The organism is Bradyrhizobium genosp. SA-4 str. CB756, from assembly GCF_000473125.1.
Classification (GTDB): Bacteria; Pseudomonadota; Alphaproteobacteria; order Rhizobiales; family Xanthobacteraceae; genus Bradyrhizobium; species Bradyrhizobium arachidis.
On the sequence record NZ_KI421499.1, the window covers coordinates 6,808,688 to 6,825,945 of the forward strand.

Consider the following 17,258-nt stretch of genomic DNA (forward strand, 5'->3'; position numbering starts at 1 on the left):
TCAATCTGGCCAGGTTGAGCGACACCCAAGAGGATTTTGCCCAAGGAGGCCCAAGATGGATCTGTATTTCTCGCCGCTCGCCTGCTCCATGGCGACCCGCGTCGCGCTCTATGAAGCAGGCGCGGACGCGAACTATCTCGAAGTTGATCCGCCGACCAAGAAAGTGCTGAACGACGGCACCGACTTCCGCAACGTGAACCCGATCGGCCTCGTGCCGACGCTGCGCACCGACGAAGGCGTGGTGCTGACCGAGAACGCCGCAATCCTGCAATATGTCGCGGACCGTTTTCCGCAATCCGGCCTCGGCGCGACACAGGGCATCGAGCGTACGCGGCTCCATCAATGGCTGTGCTTCATCGGCACCGAGCTGCACAAGGGTCTGTTCATCCCCGTGCTCGACCGCAAGGCGCCGCAGGAAGCCAAGGCCTATGTGCTGGAGAAGAACCTGTCGCGGCTCGACTATCTCGACAAGTATCTGGAAGGGCGCGAGTTCCTGCTCGACCATTTCAGCGTGGCCGACGCCTATCTCGTCACGGTCATCAACTGGACCATGGCGACGCCGCCGATCGAGCTCGCGAAATGGCCGAACGTGAAGGCCTATTACGAGCGCCTGCGCCAGCGTCCCTCGATCGCGAAGGCGATCGCGGAGGAATTCGAGCTGTACAAGGCCGAGCAGGCGCGGAAGAAGGCGGCGGCTTGAGGCCAACGCGATATCTTCGCATCGCGACGTCGTCCCGGCCAAACCGGGACGGCGTCGTTAGCAATTCGGCTATCTCGGCGTCTGCAGCACGATCCCGTAGCGGCCGTAGATCCGCTCGATCGTGCCGTCGTTGCGCAGCCGCTCCAGCGCTCCGTCGATGGCTTCGCGCAACGCATCGTCCGGACGGATCATGCCGACGGCGACGTTCCAGTTGAGGTCGGCCACGCCCTCGTCGCGATCCAGGATCCGCAGCGCCTTGTCCGGATGGGTCAGATTGAAATAGCTCGCCGCGGTGGGCGTAACCGCGGCTGCGTCGATCTCATGGTTTGATACGGCATCGAGGCTGTCGCTCTCGAAGCCGAAGGTCGACGTCGGCACGCGCCGTTGACCGATGATCATGGCGGCGACAGAGCCGACCTGCACCCCCACCTTGGTATGCTCGCCGAGGCTCTTGAACGAGGTGAGCGCGCTGGATGACGGCACCGCGAGCGCGACACCCGTGCGATAGTACGGTTTCGAGATCCTCAAGCGGGTTTCGCCCTGCGCTTCGCGGTCGGCGATGACGTCCAGAAGAATGTCGCAGCCGGCGCTGCGCATCTGATACTGCGTGATGATCCAGTCGAGCCGCAGCGAAACACCGAGCTCGCGCGCCAGCGCCCGTCCCAGCTCGACCTGAAAGCCGGGCGGATCACCGGCCTTGCTCGCAAAAGGAAGCGAATTGGGATGCGCGCATAGTCCGATCGCGCCACTCGCGCGGATCGCGTCCAGGGTTCGCGCCTGCGCCGGTTCCGACAGAACGATGGCGGCAGCGACGATAGCCAGCACAATTGCCTTCATTCCGCGTCCTCATCTGGATGGATCAGGTCTCGGCGGGTCAACCCGCGCGCGGCTTCAAGGCGCGGATATATTTGACGATCTGGTCGATCTGCGCGTCATTGAAGCTCTCGCCGAATGCCGGCATCGCACCTTGCTTGCCGGTCTTGATACGGTTGTGCAGAAATTCGTCGTCTCGTGGCGAATTCATCAGTTGCGGTCCCCTGCCGGCAGCCCGGCCGCCGTCGGAGTGGCAAAAGCCGCAGGTCCCCGCGAACAACTGCTCGACATCCAGCGACCCGTTGTCCGGCGCAGGCGCAGCAGGTTGTGCTTGAGCCACCACAACGCACAGCAACGAAACACCCAGCGCCGCCGGATACGACTTCAAATGCAGTTTCAACACGTCCGCTCCATTCCCGAAATCACGCGCGGCCGCTGCGATCGACCGAGAAGCGGGCTTGCACCCGCTCCTCGGCAGATCGTTCAAGGGGACTATTTCAGGCTGAAGACGACCAGGGCGCCGTCGTCACGCGGCATGCTCTTGTAGACGCCACCGAAGTTCGGGGCATATTCGTCTGCCAGCATACCGCCGAAGCCGGCTGTCACTGCGATGTATTGCTTGCCGCCGACGGAGTAGCTGACGATGCCGCCCTGGTGGCCGGTGCCATTGTTGTGCTTCCACAGCTCGGCCCCGGTTTCGGCATCATAGGCGTGAAGGACGCCGCGGGAATCAGGCACGAACACGAGATTGCCTGCGGTCGACAGCACGCTCCCGAGCGGCGGCTCGGGGTAGCGAACCTCCCACTTCTTTGCCCCCGTGATGGGATCGCGCGCGTCGAGGTGTCCATAGATCTCGCCGCTTGGAGGCGGCGCCATCTTGAAATCGGCGCCGATGTTGAGCTGAACCTGTGGCGCGGTGACCGGCGTCGTTTTCTGGATATCGAGCGTCATGCACCATTCCTGGCCGATCTTGTAGTAGAGACCGGTCTTCGGGCTGTACGAGCCGGCATTCCAGCTGATGCCGCCGCCGATGAACGGACAGAGCGGCACTTCAGTGACTTTCCCGACGGGGAAATCGCGACGGCCAATCAGCGCGCCGGTCTTGGGATCGATATCCTTGACGAAGTTGATGTTCTCGACCAGCCGCCAGACGTTCTTCACGCCGAGATTGCGGTCGTAGACGAAGACGAAGCCGCCCTTGTTCGGATGAACCACGTATTTCTGGCCGTCGCGCTCGAGCATCACGAACTCGCCGACGGCGCTGTCGAAGTCCCAGGCGTCGTGCGGCAGTTCCTGATGGTAGGATTTCAGCTTTCCGGTATCGATATCGAGAGCGATAACTGAACTCGTGTAGAGATTGTCGCCGGGCCGCGCACCTTGCGTCTTGTAGTCAGCGCCGGACCAGTCGTAGAGCGGCGCCGGATTCGCGGTGCCCCACAGGATGGTGTTGGTCTCGGAGTCGTAGGTACCCGGCATCCAGCCGCCGCCACCGCCGGTTCGCCAGGAATCGTTGCCCCAGGTCTTCATGGCTTCGTCGGTGCCCGCGACCGTCAGGAACTCCCACTTCTTCTTGCCGGTGGTGGCATCGACGGCGAAGATCGGGCCGCGACCCGGCCATTCCCCTCCCTGCGAGCCGATGATCACGCTCCCCTTCGCGTAAAGCGGCGCGCCGGTGAAGCCGACCGTGAGCTTCTGCGAGTCGATCAGCCTGGTTTCCCAGAGAACCTTTCCCGACTTCGCATCGAGGCCGAAGAGACGACCATCCATCGTACCGACGAAGACCTTGCCTTCACCAAGGGCCACGCCGCGGTTGTAGGGAGAGTGGGTCTGTCGGCTGATGAGCGCTTCATCAAGTTCGGGAAAGAACGACCAGATGACCTCGCCCGTCGCGCCGTTCAGCGCAAAGACCCGGCTGTAGGAACCCGAATAGTAGAGCACGCCATCGGCGACGAGCGGCATTGACTGCAGGCCGCGCGTCGATCGCCCGGGAATGTGCATCCAGGCGACGCCCAGATTGCCGATGTTGCTCGCATTGATCTGCGCGAGTGGGCTGTAGTGATGGGACTTGTATGAACCGTGATAGGTGAGCCAGTCGTTCTGGCCGGCTGCCTCGATACGGGCCGTATCCACTGATTGGGCCAACGCCGCCGATGCCGCAAATGCCGCAACGGCGAGAACAGGTAGGCCCGAGTTGAGCCACTGCTTCCTCATATGCACTTCCTCCCGCTTGGTGTTTATTGATTGCGTCTCGTGAACGCCGCTGCGAGGAATGTTTGCAGTTCAGTACGCGTCGATTGTTCTCCATCGGAGATGAACTGCCAATAAATCTCCCTCTCCCTCGGCGCATATCGCCAAAGGAGCTGCGTTCACCGGCATGATTGCTGTCGCACGTCTGCATGCACAGCGTACGACGGATTACAGGGGCGTGCAAAGACGGAATGCGCGCGGGAGGCGAATTGGCGCAGAGGGCGAATTGAAACGACAGCAGCGCTGACCGTTCGATCTCCGTTCGGGCGAAACGTTATCCGTACAGCACCCGCGGCAAGATCGTAACAATGCCGGGCCACAGCGTCAGCAAGAGCACGAAGCCCACCATGATCACCAGATACGGCATCGTGACGCGCGCGATGTAGCCGAGGCCGTCCTCGGTCAGGCCCTGGATCACGAACAGGTTGAAGCCGACCGGCGGGGTGATCTGCGCCATCTCAACCGCGAGCACGAGGAAGATGCCGAACCAGATCTCGTCGAAGCCCGCGCCCTTCACGATCGGCAGCACGATCGGCAGCGTCATCACGATCATCGAGAAGCCGTCGAGGAAGCAGCCGAGGATCAAATAGAAGATGATCAGCACCACGATCAGCATGAAGGGCGACAGGCCGAGGCCCTTGACGAAAGCGGCCACCGCCTGAGGGATGCCGAGGAACGCCGCGGCATTGCCGAGGATCGAGGCCCCTAACACGATCAGCGCGATCATTGAGCAGGTGACGACCGAGCCGATCAACACATCGCGCATGACCTGCTGCGACATCGAGCCTTGCGCCCAGGCAACCAGGCCTGCGCCAAGAACGCCCACGGCGGCGGCCTCCGAGGGCGTCGCGAGCCCGCCATACATCGAGCCCAGCACGCAGGCGATCAGGAACAGCGCCGGCGCGAGATCCTTGAGCGCGGCGAAGCGTTCACCCCATGGCACCTGCGAGAGCTTTGCTTCTGTCTCCGGCACCATCGAAGGCTTGAGCGAGGTGTGCAGCATCACCCAGCCCATGAAGGTCGCGGCCAGGAGCAGGCCGGGCAGCACACCGGCCGTGAAGAGCTTGAGAATGGAGACGTCGCCAAGTACGCCGTAGATGATCATGATGTTGGACGGCGGGATCAAAAAGCCGAGCGTGCCGGCGCCGGCGAGCGAGCCGATCGCGATGTCACGCGAATAGCCACGGCGCAGGAGCTCGTTGAGCGACATGCGGCCGATCACCTGCGTGGTTGCCGCCGAGGAGCCCGAGATCGCGGCGAAGATGGTGCAGCCGATCACGTTCACATGCAGCAGGCGGCCCGGCAGAAGGCCGGCCCAGGGCGCAAGTCCCTGGAACAGCGCGCGCGACAGGCGGGTGCGAAACAGCAATTCGCCCATCAGAATGAACAGCGGCAACGCCAGCAGCTCCTGCGTGGTCAGGATGTTCCAGGCGTATTGCGGCAGTAGCTTGTCGAGCGGGATCGAGCGGAACATCGCGAGCAGCAGCGTCGCGGTGAGCGCGAGGGTAAGACCGATCCAGACGCCACCCGCCAGCAGCGCAAACAGAATCCCGAACAGGGCGACGACTTCGATGGTCATGGGATCCAAAATCCGATAGCGAGCAAGGCGGTCATTCGACGGGCGAGGCCTTCATGCGGTGATCCTCCAGCGGCAGCCCGAGCACCGCCTGGATCGCCCGCGCCAGGAACTGAAGAGTCAGCAGCAGCATGCCGAAGGTGACGACCGCTTGCGGAAACCACAGCGGCGTGTCGCTCGAGGTCGAAACCTGACCGCGCACGAAGGCGCTCCAGGCGAACTTCGCCATGGACGAGGTCAGGAACGCCATGAAGGCAAAACCGGCGGATGCCGAGAGAATCTCGATGGCACGCTGCAGCGGGGGCGGCACGTTCTTCAGAAGCAGCACGACGCGGATGTGGCCGCCAACGCGCAGCGTCATGGCGGCGCCGAAAGTGAACGAGGCCGCCATCAGGTAAGACGAATATTCCCAGGCGATCGAGATGGTCGGCGGGAAGAACGACAGGAAGTTCGACAGGAAGCGCGTTGCGACCTCGCACAGCATCAGCAGCGTCAGCGTGAGGAGGCAGCCGCCGCCGATCCAGCCGTCGAGCCGGCCGAGACGATCGATGCCGTCGAGCAGGATGCGCAGCGGCGCCGGCGCCGCCGCGTTGAGACTTTGCGGAGCCGCCGGTGAAACGCTGGTCATGAGCCGGGCCTCAGCGCTTCATTTCGGCGAGATAGGCCCGCACCGGCTTGTCGGCCGCCGGCACGCGCTTGAGGAAGGCATCGAGCTGCGGCGCGGTCTTGGCCCGGATCTCCGTCATCATCGCGTCGGACACCGGCACCACCTCCATGCCGCCCTCCTTGAGGCGGTTGAGACTGTCGACATCGGCCTTGAGCGAGTTCGCCCAGAAGCCCGGCTCCATCTTCGCTGCGATATCGGCGACGAGCTTCTGCTGATCGGCACTCAGAGCCTTCCAGGAGTCGAGATTGACGGTGAGCATCTGCGACGACCAGACGTGATTGGTCGGATAGATGTATTTCAGGAACTCCCAGAACTTGCCGTCGACACCCGACACCGCCGAAGTCGAGACGCCGGAGACCGCACCCGACGCCAGCGCAGGGATGGTCTCGCCCCAGGGAATCATCACCGGCGCCATGCCGACTACCGCCAGCATGTCGACCGCATTCTTGTCGGGGGCGCGGATCTTGATGTTCTTCAATCCCTCGACATCGGCGACCTTGGTCTTGAGATGCAGATACTGCGTCGGCCACGGCACGATGTAGAGGATCTTCTGGTTGTTGCGCGCGGCGACCTTCTCATATTCGGGCCGCACATATTTGTGCAGCACCTTGAGCTCGTCCATCGAGCCGCAGAGGAACGGGATGCTCTCGACGCCCATGAACGGCTCGTCGCCGACCTGCTGGATGTTGAGGACGTCGGCGAGCGGCACGAGGCCGTCTCGCACGGCGCGCAGGTGCTCGGGACCCTTGAAGCCGAGCTGGCCGCCGGCCTTCACGGTGATGGCGACCGAGCCGCCGCTCTGCTTCTTCACCTCTTCCGCAAAGGCCATCGCGTTCTGGGTGTGGAAATTGCCGTCGGGCCAGACCGTCGACATGTCCCAGCTTGTCGTCGCGGCCTGCGCGCGGGTCGAGATGTGGCCGGCGGCGAGCAGCGTCGCTGCGCCCGCGGTGAAGTTCCGTCGCGTGATCATCGAGCCCCTCCGTTTAACAAACGCGCTGATGCATCAGCGCGAGTACCCATAAACTGCAACCGCATTGTCGGCGGACACGAGACCGCTTTCGATGTCGTCCTTGACCGCGGCACGATCGCGCATCGTCGGCGCACCGATGCCGGCGCCCCCGGGCGTCATCACCACCAGCCGGTCGTCCGGCGGCACTTGCTGAAAGCCTTTGCCACGCAGCTTCTTGCCGGACTTGAGGCCGACATAGCCGGCCTCGCCGTTCTTGCCGCCATCGCGGCCGCGCGGCGGATGATCGATCCGGTCGAACGCCGCGAGGATGTCGAACGGCGCGTCGACGCCGCTGCCGACCTCGATGATCTGGCCGAGGCCGCCACGGGTGCGCCCTGCCCCGCCGGAATCCGGGCGCAGCTCCTTGCGCCAGAAGATCAGCGGCGTCTGCGTTTCCGCGATCTCGACCGGCGTGCCGCGCACACCGCTGGGATAGGCGGTCGCGGAGAGGCCGTCCTTGCCGAACCGCGCGCCGGTGCCGCCGTTGGAGGTCACCGCCATCGAGAACCCGTAATTGCCGCCGACGCCGGAGCGGGTCTGGCCGCGCACATTGAGATTCCACAGGCAGGACGTGCCTTCCGCCGGCACGCGCTCGGGGATGATCTGACGCAGGCAGCCGAACACCACGTCGGGCAGCATCTGGCCGATGATGTGGCGTGAGGCGACCGGCGCGGGCTTCGGCGCATTGAGTATCGCGCCCGCGGGCGCCGACACGGTCAGCGGCGAGAGCGAGCCCGCATTGTTGGGGATCTGCGAGGCGACGACGCAGCCGAGGCCGAACACGGTGTAGGCCGTGGTGTAGGACAAGGGCACGTTGATGCCGAACTTCGAGGCAGCGGAGGTGCCGTCGAAATCGACGTGGATGCCTTCGTCCGAGATCGTCAGCGTCGCAGCGAGCGTGACCGGCGCATCGTAGCCGTCGACCACCATCGTGTTGCGCCAGCTGCCCTTCGGCAGCTTTGCGATCTCGGCCAGCACGGCCTCGCGCGAGCGGTCACAGATGTAGTCGCCGAGTTCGTCGAGCGTGTCGATGCCGAACTCGGTCATCATCTCGACCAGGCGCTCGCAGCCGACGTCGTTGCAGCCGGCGAGCGAATAGGTGTCGCCCTCGGTGTCAATCGGCAGCCGCGTGTTGGTGCGGATCATCGCCATCAGCGTCTCGTTGACGACGCCCTGGTCGATCAGCTTGAGCATGGGGATGTAGAGCCCTTCCATGAACACGTCGGTGGCGTCAGGGCCGAAGCCGATGCCGCCGATGTCCATGAGATGGCTGGTGCAGGAGAACAGCGCGACGATCTTGCCGTCCTTGAAGCAGGGCGTGGTGACGACGAAGTCGTTGAGATGGCCGGTGCCCATCCAGGGGTCGTTGGTGATGTAGGCGTCGCCCTCCTTCATCGTCTCCAGCGGGAAATGCGCGATGAAGTGCTTGACGGATTCCGCCATCGAGTTGACGTGGCCGGGCGTGCCGGTCACCGCTTGCGCCAGCATGCGTCCCCGGAGGTCGAACACGCCGGCCGAGAGGTCGCCGCACTCGCGCACGATCGGGCTGAAGGCGGTGCGGAGCAGCACCTGGGCCTGCTCCTCGACCACGGCGATCAGCCGGTGCCACATGATCTGAAGGTCGATCAGGCTCGCGCCATTTGCCTTGCTCATGATCAGGCTGCCTTCCGTTCCATGACGATGCTGCCGGCACCGTCGATATGGGCGTCAAAACTGGTGGAGACGAAGGTGGAGGTCTCGTCCTCCGCAATGACCGCCGGACCCGCAATCGTCGCGCCCGGCGCCATGTCCTCGCGGCGATAGAGCGGGATCTCGATCACCTCGCCGGCGCGGCCGTCGAAGAATTTTCGGCTACCGGACGCCTTGGCCGCAGGTTTGCGCGCAACGGCGGCAACGGGCGACGGATTGCGCGCCTCGGTGGTTGCGAGCACCGACCAGCTCAACACCTCGATCGCCGCGCCGGGGATCGGGCGCTCGAACATCGCGGAATAATCCGCCTCGAATTTCTGGCGCAGGCCGGCGAGATCGGATGGCGTCAGCGGCCGGTTCGGCAGCTCGACGCTGATCTCATGGCCCTGGCCGACATAGCGCATGAAAGCGGCGCGGCGCTCGCGCACCGGCGCACCGGCCGCGCCCGGCTCGACGAGGGCTCGGGCCTCGGTCACCATCTCCTGCAAGAGGTCGGAGACCGCTTCGGTATCGAAATCGTCGAGCCGGACATGCCGGCTGCGGACTAGCTCATAGGCGATGGGAGCCGCAAGGAAACCGACCGCCGAACCGACGCCGGCGTTCGATGGCACGATCACGCGGGAGACGCCGATCTTCTCGGCAACGCGCGCCGCATGCAGCGGCGCGGCACCGCCAAAGGCGATCAGCGTGTGCTGGCCGACGATCTCGCCGCGCTCGACCGCATGCACGCGCGCCGCGCTCGCCATGTTCTCGCAGACGACCTCATGCACGGCATAGGCCGCAGTCTCCGCGGAGAGGCCGAGCGGCTCGCCGACATCGCGCAGCAGCGCCTGCTTCGACAGCTCCGGATCGAGCTTGATCGTGCCGGCCGCAAAGGCATCGGGGTCAATCATGCCGAGCGCAACGTCCGCGTCCGTCACGGCCGGGCGCTGGCCGCCGCGGCCGTAGCAGGCCGGTCCCGGCTCCGACGAGGCGCTCTCGGGACCGACAGTGACGCGCTTCATCGCGTCGATATGCGCGATCGAGCCGCCGCCGGCGCCGATCTCGACCATCTCGATCACGGGGATGCGCACCGGCAGGCCGGAGCCTTTCAGGAAACGCGCGGCGCGATCGACCTCGAACACGCGCGAGGTCTCGGGCTGGTATTTTTCGATCAGGCAGATCTTTGCCGTGGTGCCACCCATGTCGAAGGAGAGCACCTTGCTCTCGCCGAGCCGCGCCGCGATCTGCGCCGCGAAAATGGCGCCGCCGGCCGGACCGGATTCGACGAGGCGCACCGGAAAGCGCCGCGCCGTCTCGATCGAGGTGACGCCGCCACCTGACGTGACGAGATAGATGGCGCCGCGGAACTGCTCGACCTGCAAGGCATCGGCCATGCGGGCGAGATAGCCGTCGATCAGCGGCTGCACATAGGCGTTGGCGACCGCGGTGGAGGTGCGCTCATATTCGCGGATTTCAGGACACACGGCGGAGGAGACGGTCACGGAGATGCCTGGCATCTCTTCGCTGATGATCGCCGCAGCGCGGCGCTCATGCTCCGGATTGGCATAGGAGTGCAGGAAGGCGATCGCGACGCTCTGGACGCCTTGCTCGCGCAATTTTGGGGCGAGTGCGCGCACCGCAGCTTCGTCCAGCGGGAGGCGGACGGCGCCATGGGCGTCGATACGCTCGGGGACCGTGAAACGCAGGGAACGCGGCGCCAGCGGCTTCGGCTTGTCGATTGAGAGATCATACTGGTCGTAGCGGCTCTCGGTGCCGATATCGAGCACGTCACGAAAGCCCTCGGTCGCGATCAGCGCGGTCCTGGCGCCGCGCCGCTCGATGATGGCGTTGGTCGCGAGCGTCGTGCCGTGAATGAAGACGTCGATGTCGCTGATATGCGCACGCGCATCGGTGAGAATGAGCCGCATGCCCTCCAGCACCGCCTGCTCGGGCCGCTGCGGCGTCGTCAGCACCTTGCGCGTCTTGCGATCCTGCCCCACGTCCAGCACGATGTCGGTGAACGTGCCGCCGATATCGACGGCAAGCCGCACCTCGGCTCCTTCAAGCATTCCAAACTTCTCCGGCTGATCGTCAAAACCCAGGGCGAAAATGCAGCAATTTCCATGCCATCGAGCATGCCGAAAGCGCTGCGCCCGGCTATTCTGCTTGGCACCTATGCAATAGGCAAGACGTGTTCGTCTCGCGGCCCTTCAGAGCAGGAATGCAAGCGCCGCTTCGCAGCGCTCCTCGACCTTCAGCGTGAGGAGATCGTCGGCGCGGGTGCGGCCGAGATTGATCGCGGCGATCGGAATGTTGCGCTGCGCTGCGGCCTGCACGAAGCGGAAGCCGGAATAGACCATCAGCGAGGAGCCGACGATCAGCATGGCGTCGGCTTGCGCCAGATGATCCTGCGCGGTGGCGACGACATCGCGGGGGACGTTCTCGCCAAAGAACACGACATCGGGCTTGAGGATGCCGCCGCAGGCCTCGCAAGGAGGCACGTTGAACGACGAGAAGTTCGCATGCTCCAGATCGGCGTCGCCGTCGGGCGCGTCCGCGGCATCGAGCGTCAGCCATTCGGCATTGACGCGGCCGAGCCTGTCCTGGAATTCGCTGCGCTGCGTCTTCGCCCCGCAGCCCATGCAGCGGACGAGGTCGAGCCGGCCGTGCAGGTCGATCACCTGGCGGTGGCCGGCGGATTGATGCAGCCGATCGACATTCTGGGTCAGCAGCATGCCGCAGCGGCCGCCAGCCTCGAGCCGGGCCAGCGCGTGATGCGCATCGTTCGGCCGCGCCTGGCCGAAGCGCCGCCAGCCGATCATGCTGCGCGCCCAATAGCGCTGGCGCGTGGGCTCCTCCGACATGAAGGCCTGGAAGTTCACCGGCTGGGTCCGCTTCCAATTGCCATGGCTGTCGCGATAGTCGGGAATGCCCGAATTGGTGCTGCAACCGGCGCCGGTCAGCACGAACAGATTGTCGTGCCGGCCGACGAAATCCTGAAGCGGGGAGCTTGCCAGCGGGGAGTTTGTCATGGCGCAGATGTAGTTCGCGCGGACGGATTCTGCCAGATGCAGCGCGGACGCCTGCTGCCCCATCGGACCGAGCTTCAACTCGCCCAGTTCTCGCGAAATTCCGGAAACAGCGTCAGGCCTCCGCAGGCATAGATGGTCTGCCCGGTGATGTAGCTCGCTTCATCCGAGGCGAGGAAGGCGAACACCGCGGCGATCTCCTCCGGCGTGCCGACGCGGCCAAGCGGAATGTGGCTGGTGACGACGCCGCGCTTTTCGGGATCGCCGGTCCAGGCCGCGTTGATCGGCGTGTCGATCGCGCCAGGGCCGACCGCGTTGACGCGGATGCCGCGACCGGCGAACTCGAGCGCCAGCGTGCGCGTCAGATTGGCCATGCCGCCCTTGCTGATCGAATAAGCGAGATAGCCCGGCTTCGGGATGATCTGGTGGACGCTGGAGCAGTTGATGATGCTGCCGCCGCCGCCGCGCGCGACGAAATGCGCGAGCGCTTTCTGCGCGCAGAGCACCGCGCCGTTGAGATTGACGTCGATGATGCGGCGATAGGTGTCGATGTCGAGCGCCTCGCTCGGCGACTCCCGCTGGAAGCCGGCATTGTTGACCAGACAGTCGAGGCGCTTGAAGCGCGCCAAGACCGTCTCGAACATCGCAGTGACCTCCTGCTCGTTGCTGACGTCGGCCTTGACGACGATATGATCGAGCTTGCCGTGACCGCGGTCGCTCGAAGCCGTTCGTGCCATCGCGAGCGACTCGTCGGCCTTCTCGGGATGGTCGACATAATTGATGGCGACGGTCGCGCCCTCCTGGGCGAGCCGGACGGCGACGGCGCGGCCGATGCCTTGCGAGGCGCCGGTCACCAGCGCGTATTGGCCGACGAGGCGCGAAGCAAAAGGGGTTGAGCGGTCGGTCTGTGTCATGAGCTTTCTCCGGGATACTTCATCATGGATGGAACAGGCTTTTTGTTCCATCCCGTCAGGGCATCGCTGGGATTCATTCCGCGCGGCGCGCAAGCGGCGAGGTCAGGATCTGGTAGAGAATGATGGCGCCGAAGGTCGCGGTGCCGATGCCGCCGATCGTGAAGGCGCCGAATTTCAGCGTGAGGTCGCCGGCGCCCGCCGTCAGCGCCACCGCGACGGTGATCAGGTTCGCCGGATTTGCAAAGTCGACCTTGTTCTCGACCCAGATCCGTCCGGCCATCGCCGCGATCAAGCCGAAAAGCACGATCGAGAGGCCGCCGATGACGGGGCCAGGGATCGACAGGATCAGCGCGCCGAATTTCGGCGAGAAGCCGAGCAGGATCGAGCCCGTCGCCGCGAACGCAAACAGCAAGGTCGAATAGACCTTCGTCGCCGCCATGACGCCGATGTTCTCGGCATAGGTGGTGACGCCGGTGCCGCCGCCGCAGGCCGCGACGATGGTGGCGAGGCTGTCGGCAAACAAAGCACGGCCGAGATAGGCATCGAGGCTGCGGCCGGTCATGGCGCCGACGGCCTTGATGTGACCGAGGTTCTCGGCGACGAGGATGACCGCGACCGGCGCGATCAGGAAGATCGCGTCGGCCTGGAAGGTCGGTGTGGTGAAGTGCGGCAGGCCGATCCACGGCGCGGCCGCAAGTTGCGCAAAATCGATCGGCTTGCCGAAACCGAGACCGTTCGCGAACAGCAGGTACAACAGATATCCGCCGATCGCACCAAGGATGATCGGCAGGCGCCGCCACAGGCCCGGCGCGGCCACGGCCAACGCGCCAATCATCAGCACGGTCGCAAGACCAATCCAGGTCTCGAAAGCATTGGCGCTCACCGCCTTGACTGCCACTGGCGCGAGGTTGAGGCCGATCGCTGCGACCACGGCGCCAGTGACGGCCGGCGGCATCAGCCGCTCGACCCAGCCGACGCCCGACCACATGACGATGAGCGCGATCACGCCATAGAGCACGCCGGCGCCGACGATGCCGCCCAGCGCGACGGAGATATTCGGGTTCGGCCCCTGCCCGGCATAGCCGGTGGCGGCGATGACGACGGCGATGAACGCAAAGCTCGAGCCGAGATAGCTCGGCACGCGCCCGGCGACGATGACGAAGAAGATCAGCGTGCCGATGCCGGAGAACAGGACCGCAACATTGGGATCGAATCCCATCAGCAGCGGCGCGATGATGGTCGAGCCCGACATGGCGACGCAATGCTGGAGACCGGAGATGACGGTCTGGCCCCACGACAGCCGTTCCTCCGGCAAGATCACGCCCGAGGTCTTGAGCTTCCAGCGCGGAAAATAGCCCTGCCCTTGCTCATCCGAGCTTGTCGTCGTTGTCATGTTCCCCCCGGTTGCGCTGCAGCGACTGATCTTCGTGCGATCCGACAAAAATGTGATTGTCGCTTCTGCGGCGGCCATCACATGATGCAGGACATACAAGATTCAAATCTTGCCCGACTCAAATCTTGCAAAATCAATGCGTTCCGGGGCCCACAATATGACACAAGTCGCGATCCAGCCAGCCGTCCATCGCCGGCATCAGCCCTGGTACAAGATCCTCTACGTCCAGGTGCTGATCGCGATCGCGCTCGGGGTGCTGATCGGCTATTTCTATCCCGATCTCGGCAAGGCCTTAAAGCCACTCGGCGACGGCTTCATCGCGCTGATCAAGATGATGATCGCGCCGGTGATCTTCTGCACCGTCGTGCACGGCATCTCCTCGATGGGCGATCTCAAGCGCGTCGGCAGGGTCGGGCTGAAGTCGCTGATCTATTTCGAGACGGTCTCGACCGTCGCGCTCGCCGTCGGCCTCCTGGTCGGCGAGATCCTCCAGCCCGGCCACGGCTTCAACATCGACCCGGCGTCGATCGATCCGAAATCGGTCGCGACCTACGTCACCAAGGCCAAGGAAGAGGGCATCGTCGCCCATCTGATGGCGATCATCCCCGACAGCTATGTCGGCGCGATCGCGCGCGGCGACCTGCTCCAGGTTTTGCTGATCTCAATCCTCTCGGGCTTCGCCATCGCCTTCCTCGGCAAGGCCGGCGAGCCCATCGCCGAGGCCATCGACAAGGCCGCGAAGATGTTCTTCGGGATCATCCGCATCATCGTGCGCGTGGCGCCGATCGGCGCCTTCGGCGCGATGGCGTTCACCGTCGGCGCCTACGGCCTCGGCTCGCTGCTCAACCTCGCCGCCCTGATCGGCACGTTCTATCTCACCAGCATCCTGTTCGTGCTGATCGTGCTGGGCTCGATCGCCCGCCTCGCCGGCTTCTCGATCCTGCGCTTCATCGCCTACATCAAGGACGAGCTCCTGATCGTGCTCGGCACCTCGTCGTCGGAGACGGTGCTGCCGCAGATGATCCAGAAGATGGAGCATCTGGGCGCCTCGCGCTCGGTGGTCGGCCTCGTGATCCCGACCGGCTACAGCTTCAACCTCGACGGCACCAACATCTACATGACGCTGGCGACGCTGTTCCTGGCGCAGGCGACCAACACCCATCTGACGATCTGGCAGGAGCTCGGCATTCTGGGCATCGCCATGATCACCTCGAAGGGCGCCTCGGGCGTGACCGGCGCCGGCTTCATCACGCTCGCAGCGACGCTCTCGATCGTACCTGACATCCCGATCCAGTCGATCGCGATCCTGGTCGGCATCGACAAGTTCATGAGCGAATGCCGCGCGCTGACCAATCTGATCGGCAACGGCGTCGCCTGCGTGGTCATCAGCATCTCCGAAGGCGAGCTCGACCGCGAGGCGCTGCACGAGACCATGGCGCATCCGCTGGAGATCGGCGAGGCGCTGGAGCCGGGCGGCAGTTCGGCGTCATAGCCGACGCGGTAGTTTCCCGGAGTAGAAAAAGGCCACGGCGCGCGTCACAACAGTGGTGTTGGGATCACTGATTGATACTCATTTTTTCCACCCGACGCGCTGGGGGCAGGGCGTCGGGTTTTTATTGTTCGAATGACCGGCGTCTACAGTCACGTTCGCTCGTGAGGTCAAGCCGCCGCGTGACCCCGATCGCCCGCAGGAATACTTCGTCGTGACTGACGACGAGCAGCGCGCCGTCATAGGCTCGCAAGCCCGCTTCAACGGCCTCGATCGAGTCGATGTCGAGATGATTGGTCGGCTCGTCCAGGATCAGCAGGGACGGTGGCGTCACCCCGCCAAGCACGCAAGCAAGGCCTGCACGAAGCAACTGCCCGCCGCTCAGGGTCCCGACGATCTGCAAGGCGGCGTCGGCACGAAACATGAAGCGCGCGAGGGCCGCATGGCGCTCATTCGTGCCGGCCTTTGGATTGAGACGGCCGAAATTCTCCAGGATGGAGATCGAGGGATCGAGCAGGCTGACCTTCTGGTCCAGCAACGCGACGTCCGGCCTGAGCCGCACGGCGCCAGAGAACGGGCGCAGCTCGCCGGCGATGACCCTCAGCAGCGTCGTCTTGCCGGAACCGTTCGGCCCGACCAGCGCGACCCGTTCGGGCCCGACGATGGCAAATGAGAGATCGCGCAGGACCGGCCGCTCCGGCCGGTAGCCGGCGCTGATGCTGTCGAGCGCAAGCATCTCCCTGCCCGCCGGCAGGTTCGTCGCGGGCAATTTGACCGACAGCGGCTGAAGAATTTCGATGCGCCGACTTGCCGTGTCGACGGCTTCAACGGCCTCCACGCGCCGCCGCTCGGCGATTTGCGCATTCCTGCCGCCGCTATCCTCACTGCGGTCCTGGCGCGCGCCGGCGAGTATCCGCGGCATGTCGCCTCTAGCGCGCTTCTTCCGGCCGCCGCTGTCCTTCCGCGCCTTCTTCTCCGCAGCTTCCTGCGCCTTGCCATCGATCTCGGACAGACGCCTTTCGGCGTGCGCGAGGTCGTGCCTCGCTGCCGCCAGCTCGACGGCCTTCTGTGCGCGGAAACTGCTCCAGTTGCCGCCGTATCGCATGGCGCCCAGCGACGTCAGCTCGACGATCGCATCCATGGTTTCGAGCAAATCCCGATCGTGGCTGACGACGACTGCGCCGCCACGCCAGGCGGCGAGGAGATCGATCACGGCCATGCGTCCGTCCAGGTCGAGGTTGTTGGTGGGCTCGTCCAGCAGGAGGAAGTCGGGCTCGGCAAACAGCAGCGCGGCGAGACGAACCCGCGTGATCTGGCCGCCGGACAGGCAGGACAGCTCCGTATCGGGAGATGGATCGAACCCGACGCGCGCCAGTGAGGCCTCGAGCCGCGCTTCGAGGGTCCAGTCCATCGTGGCGATCTCTTCGGCGGAGGCGTCGCCGTGCTCGGCGCGGCGCAAGAGCTCCAGCGCCTGCCGCACGCCGAACAGATCGGCGACGGTCGCGCCCGCGAGCACCTGCACGTCCTGGCGCAGCAGGCCGATGCTGCCGTTGACCAGGACGCGCCCGGATTGGGGAACATGCTCCTCGGTGATCGACGCAAGCAGCGTCGTCTTTCCGACGCCATTGCGGCCGACGAGGCCAGTCCGCTCGGCCGCGAATGTCAGATCGATATTGGAGAGAAGAGAACGGCCGTCAGGCGTGGACAGCGACAGGTTCGACAGGATGATTGAAGCAGGCATGGAATTCCC

14 protein-coding genes are annotated in these 17,258 nt (G+C 64.7%); 2 read left to right on the plus strand and 12 right to left on the minus strand.

Translation table 11 applies throughout. The annotated features are described in order from the left end of the window. The first annotated feature begins 55 nt into the window (after positions 1-55). Positions 56-700, plus strand: a complete 645-nt coding sequence (locus BRAGE_RS0132660; RefSeq protein ID WP_027561083.1) for a glutathione binding-like protein — start codon at positions 56-58, stop codon at positions 698-700. Between the two features lie 69 nt (positions 701-769). Here the strand turns inward: BRAGE_RS0132660 and BRAGE_RS0132665 are convergent, their stop codons facing one another. The 11 genes from BRAGE_RS0132665 to BRAGE_RS0132715 all read right to left on the minus strand — a co-directional run bounded on the left by BRAGE_RS0132665 (position 770) and on the right by BRAGE_RS0132715 (position 14,019). Continuing rightward, positions 770-1,537, minus strand: coding sequence for a substrate-binding periplasmic protein (locus BRAGE_RS0132665; protein ID WP_027561084.1), 768 nt, complete (start codon positions 1,535-1,537; stop codon positions 770-772). A 37-nt stretch (positions 1,538-1,574) separates the two neighbouring features. After that, complete coding sequence (locus BRAGE_RS53605; protein ID WP_108914503.1) at positions 1,575-1,916, minus strand: c-type cytochrome; 342 nt, start codon at positions 1,914-1,916, stop codon at positions 1,575-1,577. A gap of 89 nt (positions 1,917-2,005) precedes the next feature. After that, positions 2,006-3,724, minus strand: a complete 1,719-nt coding sequence (locus BRAGE_RS0132675; RefSeq protein WP_027561086.1) for a pyrroloquinoline quinone-dependent dehydrogenase — start codon at positions 3,722-3,724, stop codon at positions 2,006-2,008. Between the two features lie 310 nt (positions 3,725-4,034). Next, on the minus strand, positions 4,035-5,339 hold the full coding sequence (locus BRAGE_RS0132680) for a TRAP transporter large permease (RefSeq protein ID WP_027561087.1): 1,305 nt from the start codon (positions 5,337-5,339) through the stop codon (positions 4,035-4,037). A 31-nt stretch (positions 5,340-5,370) separates the two neighbouring features. Beyond that, positions 5,371-5,964, minus strand: a complete 594-nt coding sequence (locus BRAGE_RS0132685; RefSeq protein WP_027561088.1) for a TRAP transporter small permease subunit — start codon at positions 5,962-5,964, stop codon at positions 5,371-5,373. A gap of 10 nt (positions 5,965-5,974) precedes the next feature. Further along, positions 5,975-6,973 (minus strand): TRAP transporter substrate-binding protein, encoded by a 999-nt coding sequence (locus tag BRAGE_RS0132690; RefSeq protein ID WP_027561089.1) that lies wholly within the window; start codon positions 6,971-6,973, stop codon positions 5,975-5,977. A gap of 33 nt (positions 6,974-7,006) precedes the next feature. Then, positions 7,007-8,665, minus strand: coding sequence for a hydantoinase B/oxoprolinase family protein (locus BRAGE_RS0132695; RefSeq protein ID WP_027561090.1), 1,659 nt, complete (start codon positions 8,663-8,665; stop codon positions 7,007-7,009). 2 nt (positions 8,666-8,667) lie between these two features. Continuing rightward, positions 8,668-10,752: a hydantoinase/oxoprolinase family protein gene (locus tag BRAGE_RS0132700; protein WP_027561091.1), complete on the minus strand. Its 2,085-nt coding sequence runs from the start codon at positions 10,750-10,752 to the stop codon at positions 8,668-8,670. A gap of 141 nt (positions 10,753-10,893) precedes the next feature. Continuing rightward, a complete protein-coding gene (locus tag BRAGE_RS0132705; RefSeq protein WP_027561092.1) occupies positions 10,894-11,715 on the minus strand; it encodes an NAD-dependent protein deacetylase in 822 nt (273 codons plus the stop codon). Between the two features lie 74 nt (positions 11,716-11,789). Further along, positions 11,790-12,626, minus strand: a complete 837-nt coding sequence (locus BRAGE_RS0132710) for a glucose 1-dehydrogenase (protein WP_027561093.1) — start codon at positions 12,624-12,626, stop codon at positions 11,790-11,792. Between the two features lie 73 nt (positions 12,627-12,699). Beyond that, positions 12,700-14,019 (minus strand): solute carrier family 23 protein, encoded by a 1,320-nt coding sequence (locus tag BRAGE_RS0132715; protein ID WP_027561094.1) that lies wholly within the window; start codon positions 14,017-14,019, stop codon positions 12,700-12,702. 157 nt (positions 14,020-14,176) lie between these two features. Between BRAGE_RS0132715 and BRAGE_RS0132720 the strand changes: the two genes are divergently transcribed. Beyond that, a complete protein-coding gene (locus BRAGE_RS0132720) occupies positions 14,177-15,511 on the plus strand; it encodes a dicarboxylate/amino acid:cation symporter (RefSeq protein ID WP_027561095.1) in 1,335 nt (444 codons plus the stop codon). A 121-nt stretch (positions 15,512-15,632) separates the two neighbouring features. Here BRAGE_RS0132720 and BRAGE_RS0132725 read toward each other — a convergent pair whose 3' ends face one another. Further along, positions 15,633-17,249, minus strand: coding sequence for an ABC-F family ATP-binding cassette domain-containing protein (locus BRAGE_RS0132725; RefSeq protein WP_027561096.1), 1,617 nt, complete (start codon positions 17,247-17,249; stop codon positions 15,633-15,635). Positions 17,250-17,258: the final 9 nt, after the last annotated feature.